The sequence below is a fragment of the Roseateles asaccharophilus genome, from assembly GCF_004362405.1.
Classification (GTDB): domain Bacteria; phylum Pseudomonadota; class Gammaproteobacteria; order Burkholderiales; family Burkholderiaceae_C; genus Kinneretia; species Kinneretia asaccharophila.
Map to the genome: position 1 here is coordinate 244682 of NZ_SNXE01000001.1, position 25057 is coordinate 269738.

Below are 25057 nucleotides of genomic sequence, written 5' to 3' on the forward strand. Positions count from 1 at the left end.
CCGGACCCGGGGCGCCCCGCCTTGCGCAAGCGGGGGTGGGCATGCAAGATGGATCGCAAGCGCTGAACTCGGCACGAGGCCTCATTGCACAACGCTCCCAGCCCTTCCGACCAGGAACGCTTCATCGCCGTGCTGCGGGAGGATCGCATCTTTGGCGAGCTGCCCAGCCCTTTGCTGGAGCGCCTGGCCGCCCGCATGCAGCTGCGCCAGGTGCCGGGCGGCAGCGCCGTCTATGCGGAGGGAGATGCCTCCGACTCCTTCGTCTTCGTGATCAGCGGCGCCCTGCGCTGCTGGCGGCGCGGTGCCCGCGGCGAGCTGCTGCTCTACAACGAACTGCATCCCGGCCAGAGCGTGGGCGAGCTCTCCATGATCATGGAGCAACGCCGCGCCCAGCATGTGACCGCCTTGCGCGATGCCACCATCGCCGTGCTGTCACGCGAGGCCTTCGAAGACCTGCTGCGCGACTATCCGCTGCCGCTCAGCCGCAGCCTGGTGCGTGCGGTGGCCGAGCGCCTGCGCGGTGCCGATGGCGAGGGCGAGAAGCGCCGCATGTCGCAGAGCTTCCTGCTGCTCCCCCTGGAAGACAGCGAGGCGGCGCGCCAGGCCGTGCAGGCCCTGGCCCAGGATCTGGTCCTGGCTCTGCGCTGCCTGGGCACGGCCATGGCCCTGAGCGCGGGCCGGGACGCCGAGCACCTCAGCGTGGACGGTCAGGAGCTGGGGCTGTCCCGGCTGGCCGATCTGGACGATGGCCATGACTTCCTGGTCTATGCCGGCGAGGCCGGTCGCCCCGACTGGACGCGCCTGGCCTTTCGCCATGCCGACCAGCTGATCCTGGTGGGCATGGACGGGGGCGAGGCCAGGCCCACCCCCCTGGAACTGGGCCTGCGCGAGGAGCCGGGCTGGAACCTCAAACGCCAGCATCTGGTGCTGTTGCACGCACCCGCCGCGGCACGCCCCGACGAGCTGGAGCGCTGGCGCCAGGACCGGCTGCTGGAGCGCACCTATCCCATCCGGCGCGGTCACGCGGGCGATGCCGGACGTCTGGCACGCTTCCTGACCAGCCGTGCCATCGGCCTGGTGCTGGGCGGCGGCGGCGCGCGCGGCTTTGCGCATCTGGGGGTGCTGCGAGCCTTCGAGGAGCAAGGCCTGCCCGTGGACCTGATTGGCGGCAACAGCATGGGCGCCCTGATCGGCGCCCAGCTGGCCCTGGGGTCGAGCCTGGACGAGATCCTGAGCCAGACCCGGCGCTTTGCCGCCGGGGGCGAACGCCTGACCCTGCCCCTGGTCTCCCTGGTGGGCGGCCAGCGGGTGCAGCGGGACTTGCAGGCGCTCTTCGGTGAGCTGCGCATCGAGCAGCTGTGGCGCCCTTATTTCGCGGCGGCCTGCAATCTGAGCCGGGGTCAGACCGAGGTGCTGGACCAGGGGCCGCTGTGGCAGGCCGTGCTGGCCAGCAATTCCCCGGCCGGCCTGTTCCCGCCGGTGCTGCGGGACGGCGAGCTGCTGGTGGACGGGGCCATTCTGGACAATGTGCCGGTGGCCGCCATGCGGGCCCGCCTGGGCACGCCGCTGGAGCGGCGGCGCGGCAATGGCACGGTGCTCGCCATCGATGTGGACCAGCGCGAGGACCTGCGGGCCGACGCGCGGCTGGACCGCCTGGGCCCGGGGGCCCGCCTGCGCAGCCTGGGCAGCGCCCAGGCGCCACGCGCGCCCGGCATTGCCGACATCCTCTACGCGGCCGGCCATATCGGCGGCGCCACCCAGCGTCCGCGCACCCTGGCTCAGGCCGATGTCTTTCTCTCGCCCGATGTGCGCGAGTTTGCCCTGATGGCCTACCAGCGCGCCGAGGAGATCGCCGAACGTGGCTACCGCCACGCCCTGGAACAACAGCATCTATGGCAGCCCCTGATTCCAGCCCGTCCGACAGCGCCCTGACGCTGCCCCTGTCCCTCGCCCAGCACGAGGTGTGGCTGGACCAGCGCCTGTGGCCGGACAGCGGCCATCTGCACATCGGCGGCTGCTGCCATCCCCAGGGCCCGCTGGATCTGGACTGCCTGCAGCGCGCCCTGGCCCTGATGGTGGCCGAGAGCGAGGCCCTGCGCCTGCTGCCCGAGCGCAGCGGCCGCCAGCGTCTGCTGCCCCGGGTGACGCCGCCCCTGCAGCACATCGCCCTGCCGGCTCAGGGCGATGCCGAGGCCTTTATCGAACGCTGGTGGCTGGAGGAGCGCCAGCAGCGCTTCGAGCTGGGCCGCGAGCTGCCCTGGCGTCTGAGCCTGCTCAGCGACGGCCGGCAGCGGCACGCCCTGTATCTGCGCTTTCACCACCTGGTGATGGACGGCTGGGGCACCCAGCGCTTTCTGCAGCGCTGGACCCAGATCTACAGCGCCCTGCTGGCGGGGCAGCCCGTCCCGGCCTACGAGGGCGGCGCCTACAGCGAGCATGTGCGTGAGTCCCTGGCCTACCGCGACAGCCCCGCCTTCGCGCGCGACGCCGACTACTGGGCCCGGCAGTGGCCCGCCCTGCTGCCCGCGGCCCAGGCACCGCGCCAGCGCGGCACGGCCGCTGCGGGCCGCCTGCCGGCCCTGCATCTGGCCCGGTTGCGCATCAGCCGCCGTGAGCTGGACCCGGTGCTGCGTGGGCTGCAGGCCCGCGGTCACAGCCTCTTTGATGCCGCCGTGGCCGCGCTCTGCCTCTATCTGCACCGCAGCCAGGGCGCGGACGCCGTGGCCGTGGGCATGCCCAGCCTGGGGCGCTCCGGCGCGCGCTGGCGGGCCACCCTGGGCATGTTTGCCACGGTGCAGCCCCTGCTGATCCGGCCACAGCCGGGCCTGCGTGTGGGCCAGCTGGTGGACCAGGTGCATCAGCAGGTGGCCGGCGGTCTGCGCCATGCCCGCTATCCCCTGAGCGAGACCGCCCACCGCCTGCAGCTGATGCGCAGCGGGCGCGACAGCCTGCTGGACGCCATGGTCTCGCTGGAGCGGCAGAGCTATGCCCTGAGCTTTGGCGACAGCCCCCTGACCCGCGCCAGCCAGAGCTTTGGCACCGAGGCCCGCTATCCCCTGGCCCTGACCCTGTGCGAGTTCGGCGACAGCGAGGCCGTGGAGCTGGTGCTGGAAGCCGCCGACAGCCATTGCGGCGCGGCCGAGACCGCCCTGCTGCTGCGCCGGCTCTGGCATCTGATGGTCCAGCTGCCGCAAGACCTGGAGGCGCCGCTGGAGCGGCTGGCGCTGCTGCCCGCGGCCGAGCGCGAGGCCCTGATCCTGGGCCTGCATCAAGACCTGGCGCGGCTGGAGCGGCCCCAGACCTTCGTCCAGCAGCTTCTGCGCCAGGCCCGCCTGGCCCCGCAGGCCAGCGCCCTGTTCTGGGAGGATGAGCCGGACGCGCCCCAGGCCCAGCGCCTCAGCTATGCCCAGCTCGACGCCATCAGCCTGCATCTGGCGCGGCAGCTGCGCGAGCGCGGCCTGCACAGCGGCGACCGGGTGGCCCTGGTGCTGGCCCTGCTGGCCACGGCGCGCGCGGGCGCGGCCTTTCTGATCCTGGATGCCGAGAGCCCGCCCGAGCGCCTGGGCGAGCTGCTGGCGCTCAGCCGCGCCCGCCTGCTGCTGTGCAGCGAACCCTGCCCCGTGAGCTCGGCCCTCGACACCCTGTGCCTGCCGCTCTGGGGCCCCTGGCCGGCACAGACACCGGGCCCGCAGCCGGATGAGGCGGAGGACCACTCCAGCCCCGAGGGCGCGGCCTATATGCTCTTCACCTCCGGCTCCACGGGCCGCCCCAAGGGCGTGCTGATGGGGCACGACGCCCTGCAACGCCGCCTGGCCTGGATGGCACGACGCTGGGGCCTGAGCCCGCAGGACCGCGCGGTGCAGCAGGTCCAGCCCGCCTTCGACCCGGCCCTGATCGAGCTGCTGCTGCCCCTGACCCAGGGCGCCAGCCTGGCCCTGATGCCCCCGGGGCGCCACAGCCCGCAGCGCCTGGCGGCCTTCATGGCGCGCCACCGGGTGAGCTTCTGCGCCCTGGTGCCGGCCACGCTGCAGGCCCTGCTGGAAGGCCTGCGCGAGCACCCGGTGCCCAGCCTGCGCCTGGCCTGCTGCGGCGGCGAGACCCTGCCGCCGGCCCTGTCCAACCGCTTTCTGGCCCAGACCGGAGCCACGCTCTTCAATGTCTACGGCCCCACCGAGGCCTGCATCTTTGCCAGCGCCTGGGCCTGCGAACCCTGGCCCGAGGACCAGGCCCTGCCCGTGGGCCGCGCCCTGGACGACACGCGCATCTATGTGCTGGACAGCGAGCGCCAGGTCCTGCCCTTTGGCGTCTGCGGCGATATCTGGCTGGCCGGACCGACCCTGGCCCAGGGCTATCTTGAGGCCGAGGACACGGCGCGCGCCTTTCATCCCGACCCCTTCCACCCGGATCAGCGCATGTACCGGACCGGCGACCGGGGCTGGCTGGACACCGACGGCCAGCTGCACTTTGCCGGACGCCAGGACCGGCAGATCAAGCTGCGCGGCCACCGCATCGAGCTGGGCGAAGTGGAGGCCGCCTGCCTGACCCTGCCCGGGGTGCGCCAGGCGGCCGTCCAGTGCCTGCAGGAGGGCCCGGGGCCCGCCCGGCTGCACGCCTGGCTGGCGGGCAGCGGCATGCGCCCCGCCGCCGAGCTGCTGGCCGCCCTGCGCGGCCGTCTGCCCGGCTATATGGTGCCCGCGGGCCTGAGCCTGATGAGCGAGCTGCCGCTCAGCGCCACCGGCAAGATCGATCTGCAGGCCCTGCCCGCCCCCCAGGCGCCGGAGCGCAGGGCCGGCGCGGAGCCCCCCGGCAGCGCGCTGCCAGCCCGGCTGCTGGCCCTGTGGCGGCAACAGCTGCAGCGCGAGGACATCGGTCTGGACGACGACTTCTTCGAACAAGGCGGCGACTCGCTGAGCGCCCTGAGCCTGCTGGGCGCGCTGGAAGAGGCGCTGCAGCGCAGCCTGCCCCTGCAATGGCTGGTGGAGCACCCCAGCCCCCGGCGCCTGGCCGCCGCCCTGGAGGCGCCCGCGCCCGGCAGCGATCTGCTGCTGCCCCTGAGCGAGGGCGGCACGCCGCTGTTCATCGCGGCCTCGGGCCATGGCGATCTGCTGCGCCTGCGCCGCCTGGCCGAGGCCTTGCAGGGCCGCTATGCCCTGCGCATGCTGCAGCCGCCGCTGGATCCGGCACCGGCCAGCATGGCGGACCTGGCCACGCGTTATGCCCAGGCGATTGCGCGCGAGACGGCCGGCAGGCCCTATCTGCTGGCCGGCTTCTCGGTGGGCGGGGTGGCGGCCCTGGCCAGCTGTGCGCAGCTGGAGGCCCAGGGCCACGGCCCGCAGCGCCTGCTGCTGCTGGACACCCTGTACCCGGATGCCGCCCTGGGCGGCGGCAGTTCCTGGCGCCTGGCCAGCTGGCTGGTGCGCCATCTGCATCTGCAGGACCTGAGCCTGAACGGCCGCCGCCTGGGCGCCATGTTCAGCGATCCGGGCCTGGTCGCCCAGGTGGCGGCCCTGCGCCGGCACCGCAGCAGCGCCTGCGACTGCCCGGTGCTGCTGGTGCGCAGCAGCGGCCTGCTGCGCTGGAACCGCATGCTGTTCCAGCCCTGGGAGCGCTTGCTGGGCCAGCGCCTGAGCCTGGCCGAGGTGCCCGGCCTGCACGGCAGCATGTTCGACAGCGAGCATGTGCAGGCCCTGGCCGAGCTGCTCACCAAACTGCCATCAGTTGCGGCGAACATGGCGGACCCGACCTCGCAAGCCCCAGCGCAACGCTAAGCCATGAGCCTCAGGCCACGTCCCCGGATTTCAGCCGCCTTGCGCTGGCGCCTGCTGCTGCTGGGCCTGGCCCTGCTGGCCCTGATCGCGCTGAGCCTGGCCTGGCGCAGCGAGGCCCTGGCGCCCTGGCTCTCGCCGCAGAAGCTGCTCACGGCCCTGCAGCAGGGCGCCCAGGCCCTGGGGCCGCTCTTGATGCTGGGCCTGATGGTGCTGGCCCTGGTGCTGGCCATGCCGCTGAGCCTGCTCTGCCTGCTGGTGCTGGCCGCCCTGGGGCCCTGGCCCGGCCTGGCCCTGTGCTTTGGCGCGGCGGCGCTCTCGGCCTGCGTGAGCCATGGCCTGGGCCATGCCCTGGGTCATGAGCTGCTGCTGCGCCTGGCCGGGCCCAAGGTGCAGCTGCTCAGCGAAAGCCTGGGCCGCCGCGGCCTGCGCTCGGTAGTGATCCTGCGCCTGCTGCCCATCGCCCCCTTTGCGGTGGTGAATATGGTGGCCGGGGCCACCCATATCCGGCTCTGGCAGATGGTGCTGGGCACCCTGATCGGCATGGCACCCAGCACCGTGTTCATGGCGGTCTTCATCCAGCCCCTGCTGGACGCCCTGCTTCAGCGATAGCCGGCGCGCCCCCGGTTGGCCAGGGGGTTGGAGCGGCGTATCAGGGTCGGCGTCTGCGCCTCGGACGCTGGGTCGGCATCCGCCTCGGGCGGCACGGGCCAGGGCCGCTGCGGCCCGCGCAGCTGCTCGTAGGCACGGGCCAGGCGCAGCACGCCCAGATCATCGAAGCGCCGGCCCGCGATCTGCAGGCCGATGGGCAGGCCGTCCGCGTCGTAGCCGCAATTGATGCTGGCGGCGGGCTGCTCGCTCATATTGAAGGGCAGGGTGAAGGCGATGTGCTCGAAGGGCCGCAGCGGATCGTTGATCGGGCTGGCCCACTCGGCCGGGAAGCTGCCCACCGGCGAGGTGGGCGAGAGCACATAGTCATAGGGCTGGCAGGCCGCCACCGCGGCCTCGCGCAGCGCCGCCATCTGGCTGTAGCCATGAAAGAGCTCGGACGCGCTGAGCTGGGCGCCGCCGGCCACCCAGGCGCGGATATAGGGCAGGACCTGGGCCTGGCGCTCGGCCGGCAGGGCCGAGATGTCCAGCCAGGAGCGCATGCGCCAGAAGCGGTCCAGGCCGTCGATCATGGCGCGCGTGGAAAAGCCGGGCATCAGCGCCACACTCGCGCCCGCGCGCTCCAAGACCCCGGCGGCGGCCTCGACGGCGGCGCGGATCTCGGGCGTGACGGCCAAGCCCCAGCCGGCATCCAGCATCAGGCCCAGGCGCAGGCCGCGCAAGTCCTGAGCCTCGCGCGCCTGCAGCCAGGGAATGTCCTGGGCCGGCAGGCTGGTGGTGTCGCGCCAGTCGGGCTGGGCCAGGGCCGCCATCATCACCGCGGCGTCTTCCACCGTGCGCGTCATGGGCCCGGCCACCCGGCCGGCATAGGGCGGCTTGATGGGAATGCGGCCCAGGCTAGGCTTGAGCGTGAAGAGCCCGCACCAGGCCGCGGGCAGCCGCACCGAGCCGCCGATGTCCGTGCCCAGGTGCAGGGGGCCGTAGCCGGCCGCGGCGGCGGCGGCCGCCCCGGCGCTGGAGCCGCCGGGGTTCTTGCTGAGGCCCCAGGGATTGCGGCTCAGGGCGTGGAAGCTGGACAGGCCCGAGCTCAGCATGCCGTAGTCCGGCATGGTGGTCTTGGCCAGCAGCACGGCGCCCAGCTCGCGCAGGCGGGCGGCGGGCGGCGCGTCCTCGGTGGCGGGGCGCAGCTCGGTGGCCGCCGTGCCCAGGGGCACGGGCGTGCCCTGGGTGGCAATGTTTTCCTTGAGCGTGGCGGGCACGCCGTCCAGGCTCAGGCCTTGCGCGTTGCGCAGGGGCTCGCCGCGCAGCCAGCGCGCCTCGGAAGCCCGGGCCTGGGCCAGCACGGCCTCGGGCTCGAAGGCATAGAGCGCGCACAGCTGCGGCTCCCAGCGCGCCACATGGTCCAGCAGGCTGCGCGCCACCTCCAGCGGCGAGAAGTCGCGGCGGCGGTAGCCCTCGACCAGGGCCAGGGCGCCAAGCTCGTGCAGGGCCGGGCTCATCGTCCTCACTCCCAGCTCAGGCCGGCGAGGTCGTTGACGAAGACGGGCATGTCCGTCCACAGGCCCTTGAGCGAGCGTTTGGCCACGGTCAGCCACAGGGGCTGGTAGAGGAAGACATTGGCCGCATCCTGGGCGATCAGGCGCTGGGCATCGCCCAGCAGCTTGAGGCGGTCCGCCTCGCGCGGCGTGTTGTTGATGCGGTCCAGCAGCTTGGCGAACTCGGGGTTCTCATAGCCCCAGTAGTAGCCGGGCTTGGCGTAGTTGCCCAGGTCGAAAGGTTCGACATGGGCAATGATGGAGAGGTCGTAGTTGCGGTTGGTGTAGACGCCCGAAAGCCACTGCGCCCACTCCACGTTCTCGATCTTGGCCGTGATGCCCACCTTGGCCAGCTGGGCCGCCACCACCTCGCCGCCCTGGCGCGCATAGGGCGTGGGCGGCAGCTTGAGGCTCAGCTCCAGCGGCGTGCTCACACCGGCCTCCTTGAGCAGGGCGCGGGCCTTGGCCGGGTCGAAGGCATTGACCGCGGTCAGGTCCACATAGCCAGGCGCGCTGGGCGGGTAGTGGCTGCCGATGGGCACGCCAAAGCCGTCCGCCGCGGCCTCGATCACGGCCTTGCGATCGATGGCCATGGCAATGGCGCGGCGCACCCGCACATCGTCCAGGGGCTTCTTCTTGTTGTTGATGGCCACGATGGTCTTGGCCCGCGAGCCCGCCTGGATGACCTGGAAACGCGGGTTGTTGCGGAACTGGCCCAGGCTGCGCGCCGCGGCCACGCGCGGGAAGGCGTCCACATCGCCCGAGAGCAGGGACGCCACCTGGGCCGCCGGATCGCTGATGAAGCGGAAGGTGGCGCGGCGGATCTTGATGGCCGCCGCGGCGCGGTAGCCGGCCCACGCGCCCAGGGTGATGCTGGCGCCCTTGTTCCAGGCCTCCAGCTTGTAGGGGCCGGTGCCCACGGGCTGGCTGGCGTTCTTCTCGGCGCTCTTGGGCTCCACGATGATGGCCGTGGCCTGGCCGATCAGGAAGAGGAAGTCGGGCTCGATGGTCTTGAGGCCGATCACCACGGTGTTCGCATCGGGGGCGCTGATGAAGCCCATGCTGGCAAACAGGCGCTTGTCCTTGTTGCTGCTCTTCTCGCCGGCGGCGCGCTCGAAGCTGAACTTCACCGCCGCGGCATCCAAGGGCTCGCCGTTCTGGAACTTGATGCCCTTGCGCAGGCGGAAGGTCCAGGTCTTGAGATCGGGCGAGACCTCCCAGCTCTCGGCCAGCAAGGGCTTGACCTTGCCGTCCGGGGCGATCTTGGTGAGGGTCTCGAAGATGTTGTAGAGCACGATCTCGGCAATCGCCGAGGCCGCGCCGGCCGTGGGGTCCAGACCCGGCGGCTCCAGGGTCATGCCCAGCACCAGGCTGCCGTCGCGGCGGGCCTGGGCCCAGGCCGGCAGGCTGCCCAGGGCACTCAGGCCCATCAGGCCGGCGGCGGCGGAGCGTCGGGTGATCTTCATGGCGGGCTCTCCTCGGTCTGGGTGTGCAGTTGCAGTATCGCCTCGGCATGATGGCAGGCCACGCGCTGCGCGCCATCCAGATTTCGCAGCAGGGGCCGCTCGGCCAGGCAGCGCGGCGTGGCATGGGGGCAGCGCTGGGCATAGTCGCAGGCGCCCGCGGGCCGCTCCACGGTCACGGCCGCAGCACGTCGCCGCCTGCCGCTGGCTTGCAGGCGCGGCACCGCCTGCAGCAGGGCCTGGGTGTAGGGGTGGGCGGCCAGGCGGAACAGGGTCAGGGGACTGCCCTGCTCCACCACGCGGCCGCGGTAGAGCACCAGAATCTCGTCGCAGACATGGTTGACCACGGCCAGATCGTGGCTGATCAGCAGATAGGCCAGGCCGAAACGCTCGCGCAACTCGGCCAGCAGGTTCAGCACCTGGGCCTGCACCGAGACATCCAGGGCGCTGACCGGCTCGTCCGCCACGATCAGGGCCGGGCGGGTGACCAGGGCGCGGGCAATGGCGATGCGCTGGCGCTGGCCGCCGGAGAACTCATGCGGGTACTTCTGCAGATCCGCCTCGCGCAGGCCCACGGCCTGCACCGTCTCCAGCACACGCGCCGTCTGCTCGGCCGGGCTCAGGCGGGTGAGCGCGGCCAGGGGCTCGGCCACGATGCGGCCCACGCGGCGGCGCGGGTCCAGCGAGCCATAGGGATCCTGAAAGACCATCTGCATGCGCGCGCGGGCCTGGCGCAGGGCCTCGGGCGGCAGGGCCAGCAGGTCCTGCCCGTCCAGCAAGACCTGGCCACCACCGCGCTGCGCCGGCTCGTCCAGGGCCAGCACCGCACGCGCCAGGGTGCTCTTGCCCGAGCCCGACTCGCCCACGATGCCCAGGGCCCGGCCGGCCTCCAGGCGCAGGTCCACGCCCTGCAGGGCCTGCACCCGCGGCGCGGGCGCGAACAGGCGCTCGCGCGGCAGGCTGTAGTGGCGCCGCAGCTCGCGCAGCTCCAGCAGCGGCGGTCTTGCGGCCGGCTCAGCCATGGGCGGCACCCTCCTGATGCACATGGATGCAGCGCAGCAGATGGTCGGGCGCCAGCGCCCGCGCCGCGGGCCGCGCCGCCTCGCAGGCCGCTGTGGCCCGCTCGCAGCGCGGCGCGAAGGGGCAGCCCGGCGGCATCTCGTGCAGACCCGGCACCGTGCCGGGAATGGCGCGCAAGGCCTGGCCCCGGGCGCCGCCCAGGCGCGGCCGCGCCGCCAGCAGGCCGCGGGTGTAGGGGTGGGCCATGCGCTGGAACAGGGCGGCGCTGGGCCCCTGCTCCAGCACCAGGCCGCCGTACATGACCAGCATGCGCTGCACGTTCTCGGCAATCACGCCCAGATCGTGCGAGATCAGCAGCAGGGCCATGCCGCCCTCCTCCACCAGCTCGGCCAGCAGGTCCAGGATCTGGGCCTGCACCGTCACGTCCAGGGCCGTGGTGGGCTCGTCGGCAATCAGCAGGGCCGGCTCGCAGGCCAGTGCCATGGCCATCATCACGCGCTGGCGCTGGCCGCCCGAGAGCTCATGCGGATAGGCACCCAGGCGGCGGCGCGCATCGGGCAGGCCCACGCGCTCCAGCAGGGCCAGGGCGCGGGTCTCGGCCTCGTGCCGGGTGGCGCCGCGGTGCAGGCGCAGGGGCTCGGCCACCTGGCGGCCTATGGGGTGCAGGGGGTTGAGCGCCGTCATGGGCTCCTGGAAGACCATGGCCAGGCGCGCGCCGCGCAGCCGGGCCAGTTCCTGCTCGGGCAGGCTCAGCAAGTCCTGACCCTCCAGCAGGATGCGGCCCGTCGCCCGTGCCCCTTCGGGCAGCAGGCCCATCAGGGCCAGGGCGGTGAGGGACTTGCCGCTGCCGGACTCGCCGATCAGGCCCAGGGTCTGGCCGCGGTCCAGCGTGAAATCCAGACCACGCACCGCCTCTACCGGCCCATGAGCCGTGGCGAGGTGGATGTGCAGGTCTTGCAGCTCCAGCAACATGCTCAGCGGCTCCGCGCCAGTTTGGGGTCCAGCAGGTCGCGCAGCCCGTCGCCCAGCAGGTTCAGGCCCAGCACGGCCGCCATGATGGCCAGGCCGGGAAACACCGCCAGCAGCGGCGCCTGGAAGAGCAGGGTCTGGGCCTCGGCCAGCATGCGGCCCCAGCTGGGCGCGGGGGGCTGGCTGCCCAGGCCCAGATAGGACAGGGCCGCCTCGGCAAGTATGGCCAGGGCGAACTGGATGGTGGCCTGCACGATGAGCACCGCCGCGATATTGGGCAGCACATGCTCCAGGCTGATGCGCCAGGCCCCCTTGCCGCAGGCGCGCGCGGCCAGCACATAGTCGCGCGCCCATTGCTGGCGCGCCGCGGCGCGGGTGATGCGGGCGAAGGTGGGGATATTGTGCAGGCCGATGGCGATGATGGCGTTGACGATGCCGGGCCCGGCCACGGCCGTGAGCATGATGGCCAGCAGCAGGGCCGGGAAGGCGAAGCTGAAGTCGCTCAGGCGCATCAGGGCCTCTTCCACCCAGCCGCGCCGCGCCGCCGCCCACAGGCCCAGCAGCACGCCCACGCCCAGGCCTATGCCCACGGCGATCACGCCCACCAGGATGGAATTGCGCGCGCCGGCCAGGATCAGACTCAGCACATCGCGGCCCAGGGGATCGGTGCCCAGCCAGTGCTGGCCGCTGGGCGGCAGCAGCTTCTTGGCCATATCGATCTCCTGCACCGGCCAGGGCGTCCAGACCAGGGACAGGGCCGCGGCACCCAGCACCAGGCTGCAGAGCACGGCGCCGACCACGAAGCTGCGATGCCGGCTCATAGCTCGGTGGTCTTGATGCGCGGGTCGATCCAGGCATAGAGCACATCGACCACGAAGTTGACGAGGATCACCATCACCGCCAGCAGCAGCACGCAGTTGCGCACCACGATGAGGTCGCGGTTGGCAATGCTCTGGAAGATCAGGCGGCCCAGGCCCGGCAGGTAGAACACGTTTTCCACCACGATGGTGCCGGCCAGCAGATTGGCGAACTGCAGGCCCATCACGGTGAGCACCGGGATCATGGCATTGCGCAAGCCATGGCCCCACAGGGCCTGGCGCGGGGACAGGCCCTTGGCGCGGGCGGTGCGCATGAAGTCTTCGCGCAACACCTCCAGCATGGCCGAGCGCGTGATGCGCGCCAGGATGGCGGCCTGCACCACGGCCAGGGCCAGGGCCGGCAGGATCAGGGCCTGCAGGCCCGGCCAGAGCCCGCCGCCCTCAGCCTCGCGCCAGCCCGGAAAGCCGCCGGCCGGTATCCACTGCAGCTTCACCGAGAAGAGCAGGATCAGCAGGATGGCAAACCAGAAGCTGGGCACGGCAATGCCCAGCTGGCTGAGCAGCATCACCCCCGTGTCGCCGGGTCGGCCATGGCGGGCCGCGGCATAGAGGCCGGTGCTCAGGGCGATGGCCGTGGTGAGCATCATGGCCAGCAGGGCCAGGGGCACGGTCAGGGCCAGGCGCTCGGCGATCAGCTCGGCCACCGGGCTGCCATAGGCATAGGACAGGCCCAGATCAAAGCGCAGCAGGCCCAGCAGCCACTGGCCATAGCGCTGCCAGGCCGGCTGGTTCAGGCCCAGCTTGTCGGCCAGGGCGGCCACGGCCTCGGGCGCGGCGTCCGGCCCCATCAGCAGCTGGGCGGCATTGCCGGGCAGGACTTCCAGCACGGCAAAGACCAGCAGGGAGGCGGCCAGCAGGGTCAGCAGCAGGGTGGCCAGGCGGCGCGCGAGGAACAGGCTCATGCGGCCAGGGCGCGCGGGCGCGAGCCGGCGCGCTCCAGGGCTGCCGAGGCCTGGCGCAGGCAGTCCATGGTGGCGCGGATATGGTCACGGCCCAGCCGCTCGGCGCGCTCGGCATCGCCCGCGGCAATGGCCTCCACGATCAGGCCATGCTCGTGCACCGAGGGGGCCGCCCGGTCCTTGCTGATCAGCACCGCCGGCGCAAAGACCTGGGAGGTCTTGCGCACCAGGGCCAGCTGGGCGGAGAGGAATTCGTTGTCCGCCAGGGCCACGATGGCCGCGTGCAGCTCCACGTTCAGGCGTATGTATTCGGAGGGCTGCCAGGGCTCCAGGGTCAGGCGCTGCGCCTCCACGATGGGGCCCAGCAGGTCGCGGGCGCGCGCGGCACCGCGCTCGGCGGCCTGACGGGCGGCCAGCCCGTCCAGCATCTCGCGCAGGGCATAGGCATCCAGCAGGCGGCGCCGGTCGGCGCGCGCCACGCGCACGCCACGCACCCCGTCGGCCTCCACCAGGCCCTCGCTCTGCAGCATGCGCAAGGCCTCGCGCAGCGGCGTGCGGCTGACCTGCAGATCCTCGGCCAGCTGCTGCTGGCGCAGCAGATCGCCCGGCAGATAGTGGCCCGTGTAGATGCGCTGACGCAGCACCCGGGCCACCTCGTCGACCAGGCGCACCGGGCTCGGCCATGCCAGAGCGTCGTGCTCGCTGCTGCTGCTCATCAATCCTCTTTCAAGACCTCGGCCAAGGCCGACACCGGCCACCCCCTGCAGGCGGCGCTCATGATAGCCGTGGGGCCGGTCTGGGACAGACGCGCCGGTACGGGGCGAGGCCTCAGTTGCACAGGCCCAGGATGCGCTCCTCGTTGGAGCAGCGCTTCTTGGGCGTGCAGGCGCGCAGCTCGCGCGCGGTGGGCGAGTAGTAGCTCCAGCCCGGGCCCAGCTCGGGCAGGGCCAGCTTGACCTCGCGCCACTTGGGATGGCCCTGCTCCTGCAGCCGCTCGAAGTTCTGGCACAGGGCGCGGCCGAAGGCACGCATGCTGTCCACCGTGCCGCGGGTGTTGTAGTCGTAGGTCACGAGAAAGGCGCCCACCGAGATGGTGGTGAAGTCCTCGCTGAGCAGATTGGGATAGCTGGCGGCCCGCACCGTGGCCGGGGCGTAGGTGCTCAGCGGCTGGCGGGCGCTGGGGTGGCTGGGATCGAACTTGAGCAGCTTGATGAACTTCTGCGCCTCGGGCTTCATGTTCGCGATCAGGGGCGCCGGCTGGCCCGCCGCCACCACCACCACGTCGAGCGACTTGTCGCCGATCAGCTTGACCAGGGCCTCCTCGTTGGAGAGAAAGCTGGCCTGCGCCTCGGGCACGGGGCCGCCGAACATCATGCGGTAGAGGGTGTGGGTGATGAGGGCGGCACCGCTGCCCACCAGGCCGCCGTTGATCCTGGCGTCCTTGATCTCGTGCAGATAGTTGTAGGGCGAGTCCGCCCGCACGATGTAGTGGATCTCGGTGTTGTAGAGCGGCAGGATCACGCGCAGGGGGCGGATCAGGGTGCTGGCCTCGGCATTGCCGGCGCCGGAGCGGTCCACAAAGGCCTGGAACACATCGGCCTGCACCACCGCAAACTTCACCCCCGGCTCGTAGCGCAGCAGCTTGACATTGGCCGCCGAGCCCGAGGTGGGCAGCACCTCCAGATTGATGCCCGCCTCGGGCGCCACCAGGCGCGCCAGGTCCTTGCCAATGGCGTAGTAAGTGCCTTTCTCGGAGGCGGTGACGATCTTGTAGTCGACCGCGGCCGCCGCCGCGCCCGCGCACAGCAGGGCCGCAAGCGCCAGGCCGGTGTTCAGCAATCGGTTCATCAGGGACTCCTGGGAGAAGATGGGCTGGGGGAATCGCCGCGGTAGGCGCACAGGCCCAGGGCCGCCATGGCTTCGCTGCAGGCTGCCGCAGACGCCGCGCGGCCGGGCAGCGCGGCGGGCGGCGCCACCACCGCCGGGCGCGGCGGGTTGCGAAGCACTGCGCCCGCCGCGGCGGGTGGGGGTGCGGACGAGGCGGTGGCGGCAACGGCGGCCGGGGCCGGGAGCGTAGGGGGGGCGCTCGCGCGCACCGGCTCCACGCTGGTGTTCAGGGTCGGGGTTGGGGTTGGGGGCGCCAGCGCGCCAGGCGCGGAGGCGGCCGGACCCGCAGACAGCACCGCGGGTGCCGGCGGCTGCGCCGCCGCCTGATGCAGGGCCAGGCGATAACCGGCCCAGGCGCTCAGGCCGGCCAGCAGCAGGCCCGGGGCCAGCAACCAGGGCCAGCGTGGCCCCCGGGTCGAAGCGCTTGACGGTTCGCCGGCCAGGCGCCAGTCCCGGTCCACCACCAGCTCCGAGACCAGGGGCAGGGCCGGGCGGGGGCTCAGGGCGCCCGACACCGGGGGATCGGCCTGCAGCGGCTCGGGCTCCAGCGGCCCCAGGTCCTGATGGCAGCGCGCGCATTCCCGGGTCTGGGTGACGTCATTGAGCGCACCGCAGTGCCGGCAGGGCTGCAGATGCAGGGCCGCGCCGCACTGATTGCAGAACTTGGACCCGGACGGGCTGCGATGCTCGCAGAACGGGCACAGGCTCAGCGGCCGGTGCGCTTGCACGGCCGTCTGCGGCTGCGCCGACGTGGACGGTTCGGCTTCTATGCTGATCCCCTCAATCTGCCCAGCGCAGTGTAGGGCGGCACCCCGCCCGCTGCCACCCGCTCGCCTGAGTGGGTCAAGACCTGTCCCTAGAGCGGGTGACGCCGGTGTAGCCGCCGGTGAACACCGCGGGCATGGGGCACCCAGCCCTGGGTGGCCCAGCGTCGCCACATCAGCAGGCCGCGCAGCCACTCGTCGGCCGCGTAGGCGATCCACAGACCCACCAGACCCCAGCCCAGCACGTGACCCAGCAACCAGCTGCCACCCGCCAGCACCAGCAGCATGGAACCCGCGCCCACCATGACCGGATAGCGTGCATCCCCCGCGGCTCGCAGGGCATTGATGACCACCAGATTGAAGGTGCGGCCAGGCTCCAGCAGCACGGTGAGCCACATCAGGGTCACGCCGGCCGAGACGATGCCGGCATCCGTGCTGAACTGCCTGAGCAGCCAGGGTGAGGCCAGGGCCGCCAGCGTGGCCACCACCACGCTGATCAGCAGACCTCGGGCCAGGGCCCGGCGCACCAGGCGATGCGCCTCGTGCAAGCGGCCCGCACCGATCAGATGGCCCACCACGATCTCGGCCGCGAAGCCGGTGGCCAGGCCGGGCAGCAGCACGAAGTACATCAGCTGCGAGGCATAGGAATGTGCCGCCAGGGCCGAGGCGCCCAGGGTACCGGCCACCGCGATGCTGACCATATAGGCCAGGCGGTAGGCAATGTTCTCGGCCGCCCCCGGCAGGCCGATATGCAGCACCGTGGCCAACTCGCGGCGGGGCAGGCGCCACCAGTCGCCCCATTGCGGCCGCAGGCCCAGGCGCAGACGCCACAGGCCCAGATGCAGGCCCAGACCCAAGCCGCGGCTGAGCACCAGGGCCAGGGCAAAGCCCGGCAGACCCAGCCACTGCATCAGCGGAATAGCCAGCGCCAGCTGGCACAGCTGCATGGCCACCAGCACCGCCAAGGTGTCCCGGCTGCGCAGATGGGCGCGCATCACGCTGGCCATGCAGGCATTCCAGGCATCCAGCAGCAGGGCCGGGGCCAGGGCCATCAGAAAGGGCTGGGCCAGGGGCAGCACCTCGGCCGGCGCGTTCAGCAGGCGCAGCAAGGGCCCGGCGCCCAGCAGGGCCGCGGCCCCACCCAGCAGGCCGATCCAGCTGCTGGCGCCCAGGGCAGCGCGGGCCAGGGCGTCGGCCTGGTCGCGGCGTCCGCCACCCAGGCTCTGGGTCACGACCACGCTGACACCGGCCCCGATGATGCGAAACAGGATGAAGAGCGTGGCCAGCACATGATTGGCCAGCGCAAAGGCCGCCCCGGCTGCATCCGACACCCGGGCGGCCAGCAGCGTCCCGATCATGCCCACGGCCAGGCCGAGCAGCAGCTCGATGAACAGGGGCCAGGCCAGGGCGAAGAGGCGGGGCGAGGGCGCGGTGTGTGGCGGCATGGGCTGGGGCGGCGAAGCTGCGCATGCTAGCGCCGCAGCCCAGCGGCGCAATGGCTCAGGGGAGCAATGGGGCGAGGATCAGGGCTTGGCGGCCCCGCTCTTCCAACGCTGCAAGGCCTGCAGCATGGCATCCACATGGCCGTCCGGATTCATGCTCTCGTGCACGGCGGCAATACGTCCGTCGGGCGTGATCAGGTACGAGATGCGGTCGGCCATGCCGGGCACGATGCGCAGGGCGGCGTCATAGTCCTTCATCACCTTGGCGCCCGCGTCCGCCGCCACGGCAAACTGGCTGCGGCAGGCCTCGACCGAGAACTTTTTGAGCGTGGCGATATCGTCGTTGGACATGCCGATCACGGTGGCACCCAGCTGCTTGAACTGAGGCGTGGCGTCGGCGAAGCGCTTGGCCTCGATGGTGCAGCCGCTGGTAAAGGCCTTGGGGTAGAAGTACAGCACCACCGGCCCCTCCTTCAGCGCGGTGCCCAGGTGGAAGGCAAAGCCCTGGCCACCCAGCGCGGCCTCGGCCCGGAAATCGGGGGCACGTGCGCCCACCTGCAAGGCGGCCTGGGCCGAGGCGCCGACCAGCAGCAGGGCGGCGACAGCCAGTCGGCGTGAGATATCAAAGCGACGCATGGCGAGCTCTCCAGTTTCTGATGTCCCGGATGATCTCCCATTTGCATAATGCCTGCCGACTGCCTCCAACAAGGGCAGCACACAGGGGAGCAATATGCCAACAACACATGCGCGCCGCGGGCGCCACTTTCTTGTTCCTGTCGCGCTGGGGGCGCTGCTGGCGGCGTGCGGCGGCGGCTCATCATCCGATGCGGAAGACCTGGGCCGCTCCATTGGGGCCGGCTTCGCAAACGGCGTGGTCTGCGCAATTGCCAACTGCAAGCCCTCGTCCGAGGCCGCCACCCAAGACGTCCGGCTGAGCTACACCGCCACCCAGACCGGCTCGGTCCTGACGGTCAGGGCGCAGTTGCATCAGGACGGCAAATGGGCCGTGCTGCAGCTGGCCGGCGGAGATGCCCTGAGCACCGAGCTGCAAGGTCGGACGTTGGAGCTCAGGCCGAGCAGCCCTAGCGCCTCTGACTATGTGGCGGTCTTCGATGGCGCAGCCGAGCAAGCTCAGGTCATGGTGAGCTTTCGTCGCGCCGGGAGCGCGTACAACAGCGCGGTGCAGATTCCACCCCGCTTCAGCATGATCAGCCCCAGCGGGCCTGTGCGCATGAATGGCAACAGTCCCGATCTTGAGGTGCTGCTCCAGGTTCCGTCGCGAGGACGACCGCTGCTCAAGAGTTCGGCCAGCTGCTCACGTCAAGACGGTAGTCTCGCGGCCTTCGCCCAAGAACCTCCCTTTGAGCTGATCGAGGCGCAAGGCGAGATTCAACGCTACCGCTTGCGCAGCGCTGACCTCACGCGCTTCTTGACGCAGCTACCGAGCAGCAGCAACAGCCCGCACAAGAGCTGTGACTTCCGGCTCACCTGGGCGCTCAGCCAGCCTGCCAGCGTTCCCATGGGCATCAGCAGTGGCGGCACGCGCAGCGGCGAGTATGCGACCCCGCTGGATTTGCGCTACGAGCCCTAGCCGCCGAATGGGCCGCGGGGGGGTCGATTACCTGGCGTTATGTGCCGAGCGTCGGCATTCATTGGTCAGAGGGGCGGGGCAGCTCTAGAGTGAACGCTCCCGCCAGCACACCCCGCCCCACATGCTCAAGACCGAGACACCCAGCACGGCCCACCCGGATCTGGACCTGTATGAACTGCCCCAGCTGATCAGCGCCTTTGTCGAGGATCAGTTGCAGGCGGTGGCCGCGGTCCGCGCTGCCGGGCCGCAGCTGGCCCAGGCCGTGGCCGCCGCCCTGCCGCGCATCCAGGCCGGCGGGCGCCTGATCTATGCCGGCGCCGGCACCTCGGGGCGTCTGTGCGTGCTGGACAGCGTGGAGCTCTACCCCACCTTCTCCTGGCCGCGCGAGCGTGCCCTGGCCCTGATCGCCGGCGGACAGGAGGCCATGTTCGTGGCGGTGGAAGGCGCCGAGGACGACCAGGCGCAGGGCGCACGCGATGTGCAGGGCGTGAACATCGGTCCGCACGATGTGCTGCTGGCCCTGGCCGCCTCGGGCGGCACGCCCTATGTGCTGGGCGCACTGGAGGCGGCGCGCGGCGCCGGCGCCCTGACGATTGCCTTTGCCAACAATGAGGGCGCGCCGGTGACGGCGGCGGCCGAGATCGGCATCACGCTGGACACCGGCCCGGAGGTGATCTCGGGCTCCACCCGGCTCAAGGCCGGCAGCGCGCAGAAGATGGCGCTCAACACCTTCTCCAGCAGCCTGATGGTCAGGCTGGGCAAGGTCTACGGCAATCTGATGGTGGACCTCAAGGCCAGCAATGCCAAGCTGCTGCGCCGCGCCGTGGCCCTGACCATGCGTGCCACCGGCGCCGATGAGGCCCAGGCCCGTGCGGTGCTGGAGCGCTGCGATTTCCAGGTCAAGGTGGCCGTGGTGGCGCTGCGCCGCCAAGTCTCGGTGGAGGCGGCACGCCAGCTGCTGGACCAGGCCCAGGGCCGCGTGCGCCAGGCCCTGGACGCGGGCTGAGCGGGCGCCGCCCATGAATCTGCGCGGCGCGCCACGGCGCGAATACACCCTGGACTTCAAGCGCGAGGCCCTGGCCCGTGCGGCCCAGTGTGGCGTCTATGCCGCCGCCCGTGAACTGGGCCTGGCCGAACAGACCCTGCGCAACTGGGCCCAGGCCCAGCGCCGCGGCACCCTGGAGCGCGCGGCAGAGGTCAGCGTCGAGCGCATGGAGTTGTCCCGCTTGCGGGCCGAGAATGCACGCCGCAGGATGCGGCTGCCGTCGAGCAGGCCGCTGCAGACCGCCCCGACCGAGGCTGGGGTGGTCCCGACGCCGAAACGAACCCTAGCGCATGACAACAAGCATCCCTGAAGCCAGCCGCAGCAACGCCCGCAACCCCTGGGCCTGGATTCCCAGCCTCTACTTCGGCCAGGCCCTGCCCTATCTGGTGGTCATGACCCTGTCGGTGGTCATGTACAAGAACCTGGAGGTCTCCAACGCCGAGATCGCGCTGTACACCAGCTGGCTTTACCTGCCCTGGGTGATCAAGCCGCTGTGGTCGCCGCTGATCGAGATCTTCGGCACCAAGCGGCACTGGATCACGGCGCTGCAGTTCCTGGTGGGTGCGAGCCTGGCCCTGGTGGCCTTGTCGGTGCCGGCGCCCAAGTTCTTCCAGCTGACCCTGGCCATGTTCTGGCTGATGGCCTTTGCCTCAGCCTCGCATGACATCGCGGCCGACGGCTTCTACATGCTGGCGCTCAAGACCCACCAGCAGGCGGCCTTCGTGGGCGTGCGCTCCACCTTCTACCGCCTGGCCAATATCGGCGGTCAGGGCGGCCTGGTCTATCTGGCGGGCGAGCTGCAGGAGCGCACCGGCAGCATGACGACGGCCTGGAGCATCGTCTTCTTCATCCTGGCGGGCTTCTTCGTCGCCATGGCGGCCTATCACCAGTGGGCCCTGCCGCGGCCGGCAGCCGACCAGGCGCGCGTGCACACCGGACAAAGCTGGCTGGCCGAGTTCCTGACCGTGTTCGCGGCCTTCTTCCGCAAGCCAGGCATTGCGGTCTTCCTGGCCTTTTTGCTGCTGTACCGATTCCCCGAGGCCCAGCTGCTGAAGCTGGCCACCCCTTTTCTGCTGGACAAGCTGGAGGCCGGCGGCCTGGCGCTGACGACCAAGCAGCTGGGCATCGCCTACGGCACCGTGGGCCTGACGGCGCTGACCCTGGGCGGCCTGCTGGGCGGCTGGATCATCTCGCGCGTGGGTCTGGGCCGGGCGCTGTGGCCCATGGTGCTGGCCATCAATGTGCCCAATATCGTCTATGTGCTGATGGCGGCCTGGCCGACAGGCAATCTGTGGCTGATCAGCGCCGCCATCGCCTTCGAGCAGTTCGGCTACGGCCTGGGCTTCGCGGCCTATCTGCTGGTGATGATCTATGTGGCCGAGGGCGAGCATAAAACTGCGCACTACGCCATCTGCACCGGCTTCATGGCCCTGGGCATGATGCTGCCCGGCATGTGGAGCGGCTGGCTGCAGCAGCAGCTGGGCTATCTAAACTTCTTCATCTGGGTGCTGATCGCCACGCTGCCGTCCTTTGCCATGGCCGCGCTGATCAAGGTGCCGGCCGAGTTCGGCAAGAAGACCGAGGACGACGCGGCCCGATGAATACCCGCCTGCTGTCCTTGGATGTCTTTCGCGGCTTCACCATTGCCGCCATGCTGCTGGTCAACAACCCGGGCAGCTGGAGCCATCTGTACGGCCCGCTGGGGCATGCGCCCTGGCATGGCTGGACCTTCACGGACTGGATCTTTCCCTTCTTCGTCTTCATCAGCGGCATGGCCATGCCCATCAGCCTGGGCCGCCGCGCGGCGCTGGGCGATGACAAGCTCAAGCTGCTGGCCCAGACGGCGCGGCGCGCCTTCACCATCATCGCCATCGGCCTGCTGCTCAACTGGATCCCCAGCTTCAGCCTGGCCGAGCTGCGCATTCCCGGCGTGCTGCAGCGCCTGGGCCTGTGCACCCTGCTGGCCGCGCCCATCGTGCTGTGGTGGGGCTGGCGCGGCCAGCTGGCCTGGGCCCTGGGCCTGATGGCGCTCTACAGCGCCATCCAGCTGGGCGTGCCGGTGCCGGATGCCCAGGGCGTGTGGCACACCGGCTCGCTGCGCCCGGGCGAGGATGTGGGCGCCTGGCTGGACCGCTGGCTGATGGAAGGCCACCTCTGGCGCCAGAGCAAGACCTGGGACCCCGAGGGCCTGCTGTCCACCCTGCCGGCCGTCGCCAGCCAGCTCTTGGGCGTGCTGGCCGGCCAGTGGCTGCTGAGCCGCCGCGAGCCGGGCGAGAAGGCCAGGTGGTTCATGGTCTCGGGTCTTGCCTGCCTGTGGATCGGCCAGGTTCTGGATGCCTGGCTGATGCCCATCAACAAGAATCTGTGGACGCCGTCCTATGTGTTCGCGATGGCGGGCTGGGCCCAGCTGGTGTTCGCCTGTTGCTACTGGCTGCTGGACGCCATGCCCCTGCCGCTGGTGCGCGCGCGCATGGCCGTGCTGGCCAAGCCCCTGCTGGTCTTCGGCATGAATGCGCTGTTCATCTTTGCGTTCTCGGGCCTGGTGGCCAAGCTGCTGGCCAGCGTCAAGCCCGACGGTCAGACCAGCCTCAAGGCCCTGATCTACGCGCCGATCCAGCAGCTGGGGCTGGCGCCGGTCAATGCCTCCCTGCTGTATGCGCTGGCATTCCTGGGCGCCATGTATGGTGTGGCCTGGTTCATGTGGAAGAAGCAATGGTTCGTCAAAGTCTGAATGCCGGGCGCCGTCGCCTGCTGCTGGCCGGCGGTGCCGGCGCCGCCCTGTCGGCCTGCGGCAGCCTGCCGCCGCCGCAAGACCGGACCCCACTCGCGCGCCCCGCGCCCGAGCTGGCCGCCGCGGCCCCGCCGGCGCCGCGCGAGTTCCGCGCCGCCTGGGTGGCCACCGTGGCCAATATCGACTGGCCCAGCCAGCCCGGCCTCAGCGCCGACCAGCAGATCGCCGAGATGCGCGCCATCCTGGACCGGGCCGTGGCACTCAAGCTCAACGCCCTGATCTTGCAGATCCGCACCAGCGCCGATGCGTTCTACGACTCGCGCCTGGAACCCTGGAGCGAGTACCTGAGCGGGCAGCAGGGCCGCTCGCCGGGCTATGACCCCCTGGCCCTGTGGATCACCGAGGCCCACCAGCGCGGCCTGGAGCTGCACGCCTGGTTCAACCCCTTCCGCGCGCGCCAGAGCGGCGCGAAGTCGGCCCCGGCCACCAACCATCTGAGCCAGACCCGTCCCGACTGGGTCAAGCGCTATGGCGACCAGCTCTGGCTGGACCCGGGCGAGCCCGGTGCGGCCGAGCACACCCTGGCCGTGTTCCGCGATGTGCTGCAGCGCTACGACGTGGACGGCATCCACATCGACGACTACTTCTACCCCTACCCCGTCCCGCAGCCGGGCAGCGACCCGGCGTCCAAGCTGGAGCTGGACTTCCCGGACGAGCCCGCCTGGCAGCGCTATGTGCAGGGGGGCGGCAAGCTGGGCCGGGCCGACTGGCGGCGCCAGAATGTGGACGAGCTGGTGCAGCGCCTGCATCAGCTGATCCGCAGCACCAAGCCCTGGGTGCGCTTTGGCATCAGCCCCTTTGGCCTGCCCAAGCCGGCGCTGCGGCCCGAGGGCATTGCCGGCTTCAGCCAGTACGACAAGCTCTATGCCGATGTGGAGCGCTGGCTGCACGAGGGCTGGCTGGACTATCTGCTGCCCCAGCTCTACTGGCCGCGGGCCCAGCGGGCCCAGGCCTTTGCGCCCCTGCTGGACTACTGGAACGCGCAGAACCGCCAGGGCCGCCATATCTGGGCGGGGCTCTTCACCAGCCGCATCACCCCGGCCGACAAGGCCGAGGGCTGGCCCGTCGAGGAGATCACGGCCCAGATCGCCCACAGCCGCCAGGCCTATCCCGGCAGCGGTCACGCGCACTTCAGCATGGTGGCCCTGAGCCAGAACCGCCGCGGCCTGAGTGAGGCCCTGCAGCGCGAACTCTATGCCGAACAAGCCCTGGTGCCCGCCACACCCTGGCTGGAAGCGGGCGGCCCGGCTGCCCCGCAGCTGGCCCTGCAGGAGGCGGACCCCGCCCAGCTGCGCCTGCAGCTGCGTCCCGGCCCCGGCAAGCCGGTGCTGCGCTATGCGCTCTGGCAACGCCGTGCGGGCCAATGGCGCTTCAGCACCACACAAGAGACCGAGCTGCTGCTGGAGCGCGCGGGACTGGAGGCCCTGGTGGTCTCGGCCCTGGACCGCGTGGGCAATGAGGGCCCGCGTGCGGCCCTGCGGCTGATGGCGGACTGAAGCTGCCGCGGGCTCAGGCGGCCCGGGCCCGACGGCGCCAGCCCAGGGCCAGCACGCCCAGGCCCAGCATGGCCCAGCTGGCCGGCTCGGGCACCTGGGCCACCAGGGCGATGGGCGTGATCGAGACAAAGCGCTGAGCGCCGTCCAGCTGGATCATGGGGCTGCTCAGCAGACTGCTGACCTGGCTGAAGCTCAGGCTGGTGGCCCCGATAAAGGGATTCATCAAATTGCCGCTGGTGTTGACATGGTCCAGGCCCAGCACATGAGCCAGCTCATGCGCGGCCAGGACGGCCCCCAAATTTGAAGCCGCGGTACTGGACTTCAGCACCATGATGCGCGCGGCGGGGTAGCCGGGGCCACCCAGATCCGCGCAACCCACAAAGTTGCTGCCGTCCTCGCCGCACCAGTTGATGCTGTCCGCGAAGAACATGCTCACGGTCTTGCTGCCCGGCGCGGCCAGGCTGCGCAGCTCGTCCATCTCCCAAATGCTGTCCAGGCCCAGCAGGCTGGGCTTGACCAGGGTCATCGGAGCGTTGAATCGGATGTCCACGGTCTGCGAGCCAAAGCTGGGCTGGCTGAAGATGCTGTCCATGCCGGCTTCATTCAGGGTGATGAAACCGGCCATGGCGCCCGCACTCGCCAGGGTGCCAAGCGCCATGACGGCGGCAGTGCGCAGACGCTGCCAGGGCGTGGGGCGGGAAGTCTGGGTGATCGAGCTGGGCATGGGAAAACTCCTGCAAGGCAATGCTGCACCGCAGTGTGCCCCCCCGGCACCTCAGTTTTACCGTGGCGTCTACCTGCAAATTAGGGGGGGCTCGGCAGGACGCGGGGCGCACGCCTGAGCCCAGGTTATGGCCCGGCCCGGCATTGACATTGGCGCCGGTATCCGCGGGGCTCTAAGCT

21 protein-coding genes are annotated in these 25057 nt (G+C 71.0%); 9 read left to right on the plus strand and 12 right to left on the minus strand.

What is annotated here, in order from left to right:
- The first annotated feature begins 84 nt into the window (after positions 1–84).
- The 3 genes from DFR39_RS01090 to DFR39_RS01100 are packed head-to-tail and all read left to right on the plus strand — an operon-like array spanning position 85 to position 6377.
- Entirely contained in the window at positions 85–1932 is a 1848-nt protein-coding gene (locus DFR39_RS01090) for a patatin-like phospholipase family protein (RefSeq protein WP_133601686.1), read from the plus strand.
- Positions 1893–5768: a non-ribosomal peptide synthetase gene (locus tag DFR39_RS01095; RefSeq protein ID WP_133601687.1), complete on the plus strand. Its 3876-nt coding sequence runs from the start codon at positions 1893–1895 to the stop codon at positions 5766–5768. Before DFR39_RS01090 ends, DFR39_RS01095 begins: the two co-directional genes overlap by 40 nt.
- A 3-nt stretch (positions 5769–5771) precedes the next feature.
- Positions 5772–6377, plus strand: coding sequence for a TVP38/TMEM64 family protein (locus DFR39_RS01100; RefSeq protein WP_133601688.1), 606 nt, complete (start codon positions 5772–5774; stop codon positions 6375–6377).
- Here the strand turns inward: DFR39_RS01100 and DFR39_RS01105 are convergent.
- From DFR39_RS01105 to DFR39_RS01160, 11 genes are all read right to left on the minus strand, one after another.
- Positions 6368–7873: an amidase gene (locus DFR39_RS01105; protein WP_133601689.1), complete on the minus strand. Its 1506-nt coding sequence runs from the start codon at positions 7871–7873 to the stop codon at positions 6368–6370. The two genes, DFR39_RS01100 and DFR39_RS01105, sit on opposite strands and share 10 nt — an antisense overlap.
- 5 nt (positions 7874–7878) lie before the next feature.
- A complete protein-coding gene (locus DFR39_RS01110) occupies positions 7879–9375 on the minus strand; it encodes an ABC transporter substrate-binding protein (protein ID WP_133601690.1) in 1497 nt (498 codons plus the stop codon).
- The gene (locus DFR39_RS01115) at positions 9372–10394 is read right to left on the minus strand and encodes an oligopeptide/dipeptide ABC transporter ATP-binding protein (protein WP_133601691.1); all 1023 of its coding nucleotides are present in this window, start codon (positions 10392–10394) and stop codon (positions 9372–9374) included. Before DFR39_RS01115 ends, DFR39_RS01110 begins: the two co-directional genes overlap by 4 nt.
- Entirely contained in the window at positions 10387–11364 is a 978-nt protein-coding gene (locus DFR39_RS01120) for an ABC transporter ATP-binding protein (RefSeq protein WP_133601692.1), read from the minus strand. Before DFR39_RS01120 ends, DFR39_RS01115 begins: the two co-directional genes overlap by 8 nt.
- Positions 11365–11366: 2 nt before the next feature.
- A complete protein-coding gene (locus DFR39_RS01125; RefSeq protein WP_133601693.1) occupies positions 11367–12182 on the minus strand; it encodes an ABC transporter permease in 816 nt (271 codons plus the stop codon).
- The gene (locus DFR39_RS01130; RefSeq protein ID WP_133601694.1) at positions 12179–13141 is read right to left on the minus strand and encodes an ABC transporter permease; all 963 of its coding nucleotides are present in this window, start codon (positions 13139–13141) and stop codon (positions 12179–12181) included. Before DFR39_RS01130 ends, DFR39_RS01125 begins: the two co-directional genes overlap by 4 nt.
- On the minus strand, positions 13138–13854 hold the full coding sequence (locus DFR39_RS01135) for a GntR family transcriptional regulator (RefSeq protein ID WP_133601695.1): 717 nt from the start codon (positions 13852–13854) through the stop codon (positions 13138–13140). Before DFR39_RS01135 ends, DFR39_RS01130 begins: the two co-directional genes overlap by 4 nt.
- A gap of 112 nt (positions 13855–13966) precedes the next feature.
- Positions 13967–14986 (minus strand): TAXI family TRAP transporter solute-binding subunit, encoded by a 1020-nt coding sequence (locus DFR39_RS01140; RefSeq protein ID WP_133601696.1) that lies wholly within the window; start codon positions 14984–14986, stop codon positions 13967–13969.
- Positions 14986–15753 carry a zinc ribbon domain-containing protein gene (locus tag DFR39_RS19755; RefSeq protein ID WP_162849363.1) on the minus strand — a complete coding sequence of 256 codons (768 nt, stop codon included), beginning with the start codon at positions 15751–15753 and terminating at the stop codon, positions 14986–14988. Before DFR39_RS19755 ends, DFR39_RS01140 begins: the two co-directional genes overlap by 1 nt.
- 128 nt (positions 15754–15881) lie before the next feature.
- On the minus strand, positions 15882–17234 hold the full coding sequence (locus tag DFR39_RS01155) for an MATE family efflux transporter (protein ID WP_133601698.1): 1353 nt from the start codon (positions 17232–17234) through the stop codon (positions 15882–15884).
- 78 nt (positions 17235–17312) lie between these two features.
- Positions 17313–17867 (minus strand): peroxiredoxin, encoded by a 555-nt coding sequence (locus DFR39_RS01160; RefSeq protein WP_133601699.1) that lies wholly within the window; start codon positions 17865–17867, stop codon positions 17313–17315.
- A gap of 235 nt (positions 17868–18102) precedes the next feature.
- On the opposite strand from DFR39_RS01160, the gene DFR39_RS01165 reads away from it, so the two are divergent.
- The 6 genes from DFR39_RS01165 to DFR39_RS01190 all read left to right on the plus strand — a co-directional run bounded on the left by DFR39_RS01165 (position 18103) and on the right by DFR39_RS01190 (position 24154).
- Positions 18103–18822, plus strand: a complete 720-nt coding sequence (locus DFR39_RS01165; protein ID WP_162849364.1) for a hypothetical protein — start codon at positions 18103–18105, stop codon at positions 18820–18822.
- Positions 18823–18943: 121 nt separating this feature from the next.
- A complete protein-coding gene (locus DFR39_RS01170; protein WP_133601701.1) occupies positions 18944–19828 on the plus strand; it encodes an N-acetylmuramic acid 6-phosphate etherase in 885 nt (294 codons plus the stop codon).
- Between the two features lie 13 nt (positions 19829–19841).
- Complete coding sequence (locus DFR39_RS01175; RefSeq protein WP_133601702.1) at positions 19842–20177, plus strand: transposase; 336 nt, start codon at positions 19842–19844, stop codon at positions 20175–20177.
- Complete coding sequence (locus DFR39_RS01180) at positions 20158–21468, plus strand: MFS transporter (protein WP_133601703.1); 1311 nt, start codon at positions 20158–20160, stop codon at positions 21466–21468. The genes DFR39_RS01175 and DFR39_RS01180 overlap by 20 nt, the downstream gene beginning before the upstream one ends.
- A complete protein-coding gene (locus DFR39_RS01185) occupies positions 21465–22598 on the plus strand; it encodes an acyltransferase family protein (protein WP_133601704.1) in 1134 nt (377 codons plus the stop codon). Before DFR39_RS01180 ends, DFR39_RS01185 begins: the two co-directional genes overlap by 4 nt.
- Positions 22580–24154, plus strand: a complete 1575-nt coding sequence (locus tag DFR39_RS01190) for a glycoside hydrolase family 10-like protein (protein WP_133601705.1) — start codon at positions 22580–22582, stop codon at positions 24152–24154. Before DFR39_RS01185 ends, DFR39_RS01190 begins: the two co-directional genes overlap by 19 nt.
- A gap of 13 nt (positions 24155–24167) precedes the next feature.
- On the opposite strand, the gene DFR39_RS19930 is transcribed toward DFR39_RS01190, so the two are convergent.
- Positions 24168–24878, minus strand: a complete 711-nt coding sequence (locus tag DFR39_RS19930) for a PEP-CTERM sorting domain-containing protein (protein WP_170223000.1) — start codon at positions 24876–24878, stop codon at positions 24168–24170.
- Between the last annotated feature and the right edge of the window lie 179 nt (positions 24879–25057).

Coding starts and splice junctions, on each gene's coding strand:
- DFR39_RS01135 (WP_133601695.1), bottom strand. CDS start 13,854: ATGAGCAGCAGCAGCGAGCACGACGCTCTGGCATGGCCGAGCCCGGTG.
- DFR39_RS01175 (WP_133601702.1), top strand. CDS start 19,842: ATGAATCTGCGCGGCGCGCCACGGCGCGAATACACCCTGGACTTCAAG.
- DFR39_RS19930 (WP_170223000.1), bottom strand. CDS start 24,878: ATGCCCAGCTCGATCACCCAGACTTCCCGCCCCACGCCCTGGCAGCGT.
- DFR39_RS01100 (WP_133601688.1), top strand. CDS start 5,772: ATGAGCCTCAGGCCACGTCCCCGGATTTCAGCCGCCTTGCGCTGGCGC.
- DFR39_RS01160 (WP_133601699.1), bottom strand. CDS start 17,867: ATGCGTCGCTTTGATATCTCACGCCGACTGGCTGTCGCCGCCCTGCTG.
- DFR39_RS01190 (WP_133601705.1), top strand. CDS start 22,580: ATGGTTCGTCAAAGTCTGAATGCCGGGCGCCGTCGCCTGCTGCTGGCC.
- DFR39_RS01155 (WP_133601698.1), bottom strand. CDS start 17,234: ATGCCGCCACACACCGCGCCCTCGCCCCGCCTCTTCGCCCTGGCCTGG.
- DFR39_RS01185 (WP_133601704.1), top strand. CDS start 21,465: ATGAATACCCGCCTGCTGTCCTTGGATGTCTTTCGCGGCTTCACCATT.
- DFR39_RS01170 (WP_133601701.1), top strand. CDS start 18,944: ATGCTCAAGACCGAGACACCCAGCACGGCCCACCCGGATCTGGACCTG.
- DFR39_RS01110 (WP_133601690.1), bottom strand. CDS start 9,375: ATGAAGATCACCCGACGCTCCGCCGCCGCCGGCCTGATGGGCCTGAGT.
- DFR39_RS01095 (WP_133601687.1), top strand. CDS start 1,893: ATGGCAGCCCCTGATTCCAGCCCGTCCGACAGCGCCCTGACGCTGCCC.
- DFR39_RS01105 (WP_133601689.1), bottom strand. CDS start 7,873: ATGAGCCCGGCCCTGCACGAGCTTGGCGCCCTGGCCCTGGTCGAGGGC.
- DFR39_RS01115 (WP_133601691.1), bottom strand. CDS start 10,394: ATGGCTGAGCCGGCCGCAAGACCGCCGCTGCTGGAGCTGCGCGAGCTG.
- DFR39_RS01180 (WP_133601703.1), top strand. CDS start 20,158: ATGACAACAAGCATCCCTGAAGCCAGCCGCAGCAACGCCCGCAACCCC.
- DFR39_RS01120 (WP_133601692.1), bottom strand. CDS start 11,364: ATGTTGCTGGAGCTGCAAGACCTGCACATCCACCTCGCCACGGCTCAT.
- DFR39_RS01130 (WP_133601694.1), bottom strand. CDS start 13,141: ATGAGCCTGTTCCTCGCGCGCCGCCTGGCCACCCTGCTGCTGACCCTG.
- DFR39_RS01140 (WP_133601696.1), bottom strand. CDS start 14,986: ATGAACCGATTGCTGAACACCGGCCTGGCGCTTGCGGCCCTGCTGTGC.
- DFR39_RS01125 (WP_133601693.1), bottom strand. CDS start 12,182: ATGAGCCGGCATCGCAGCTTCGTGGTCGGCGCCGTGCTCTGCAGCCTG.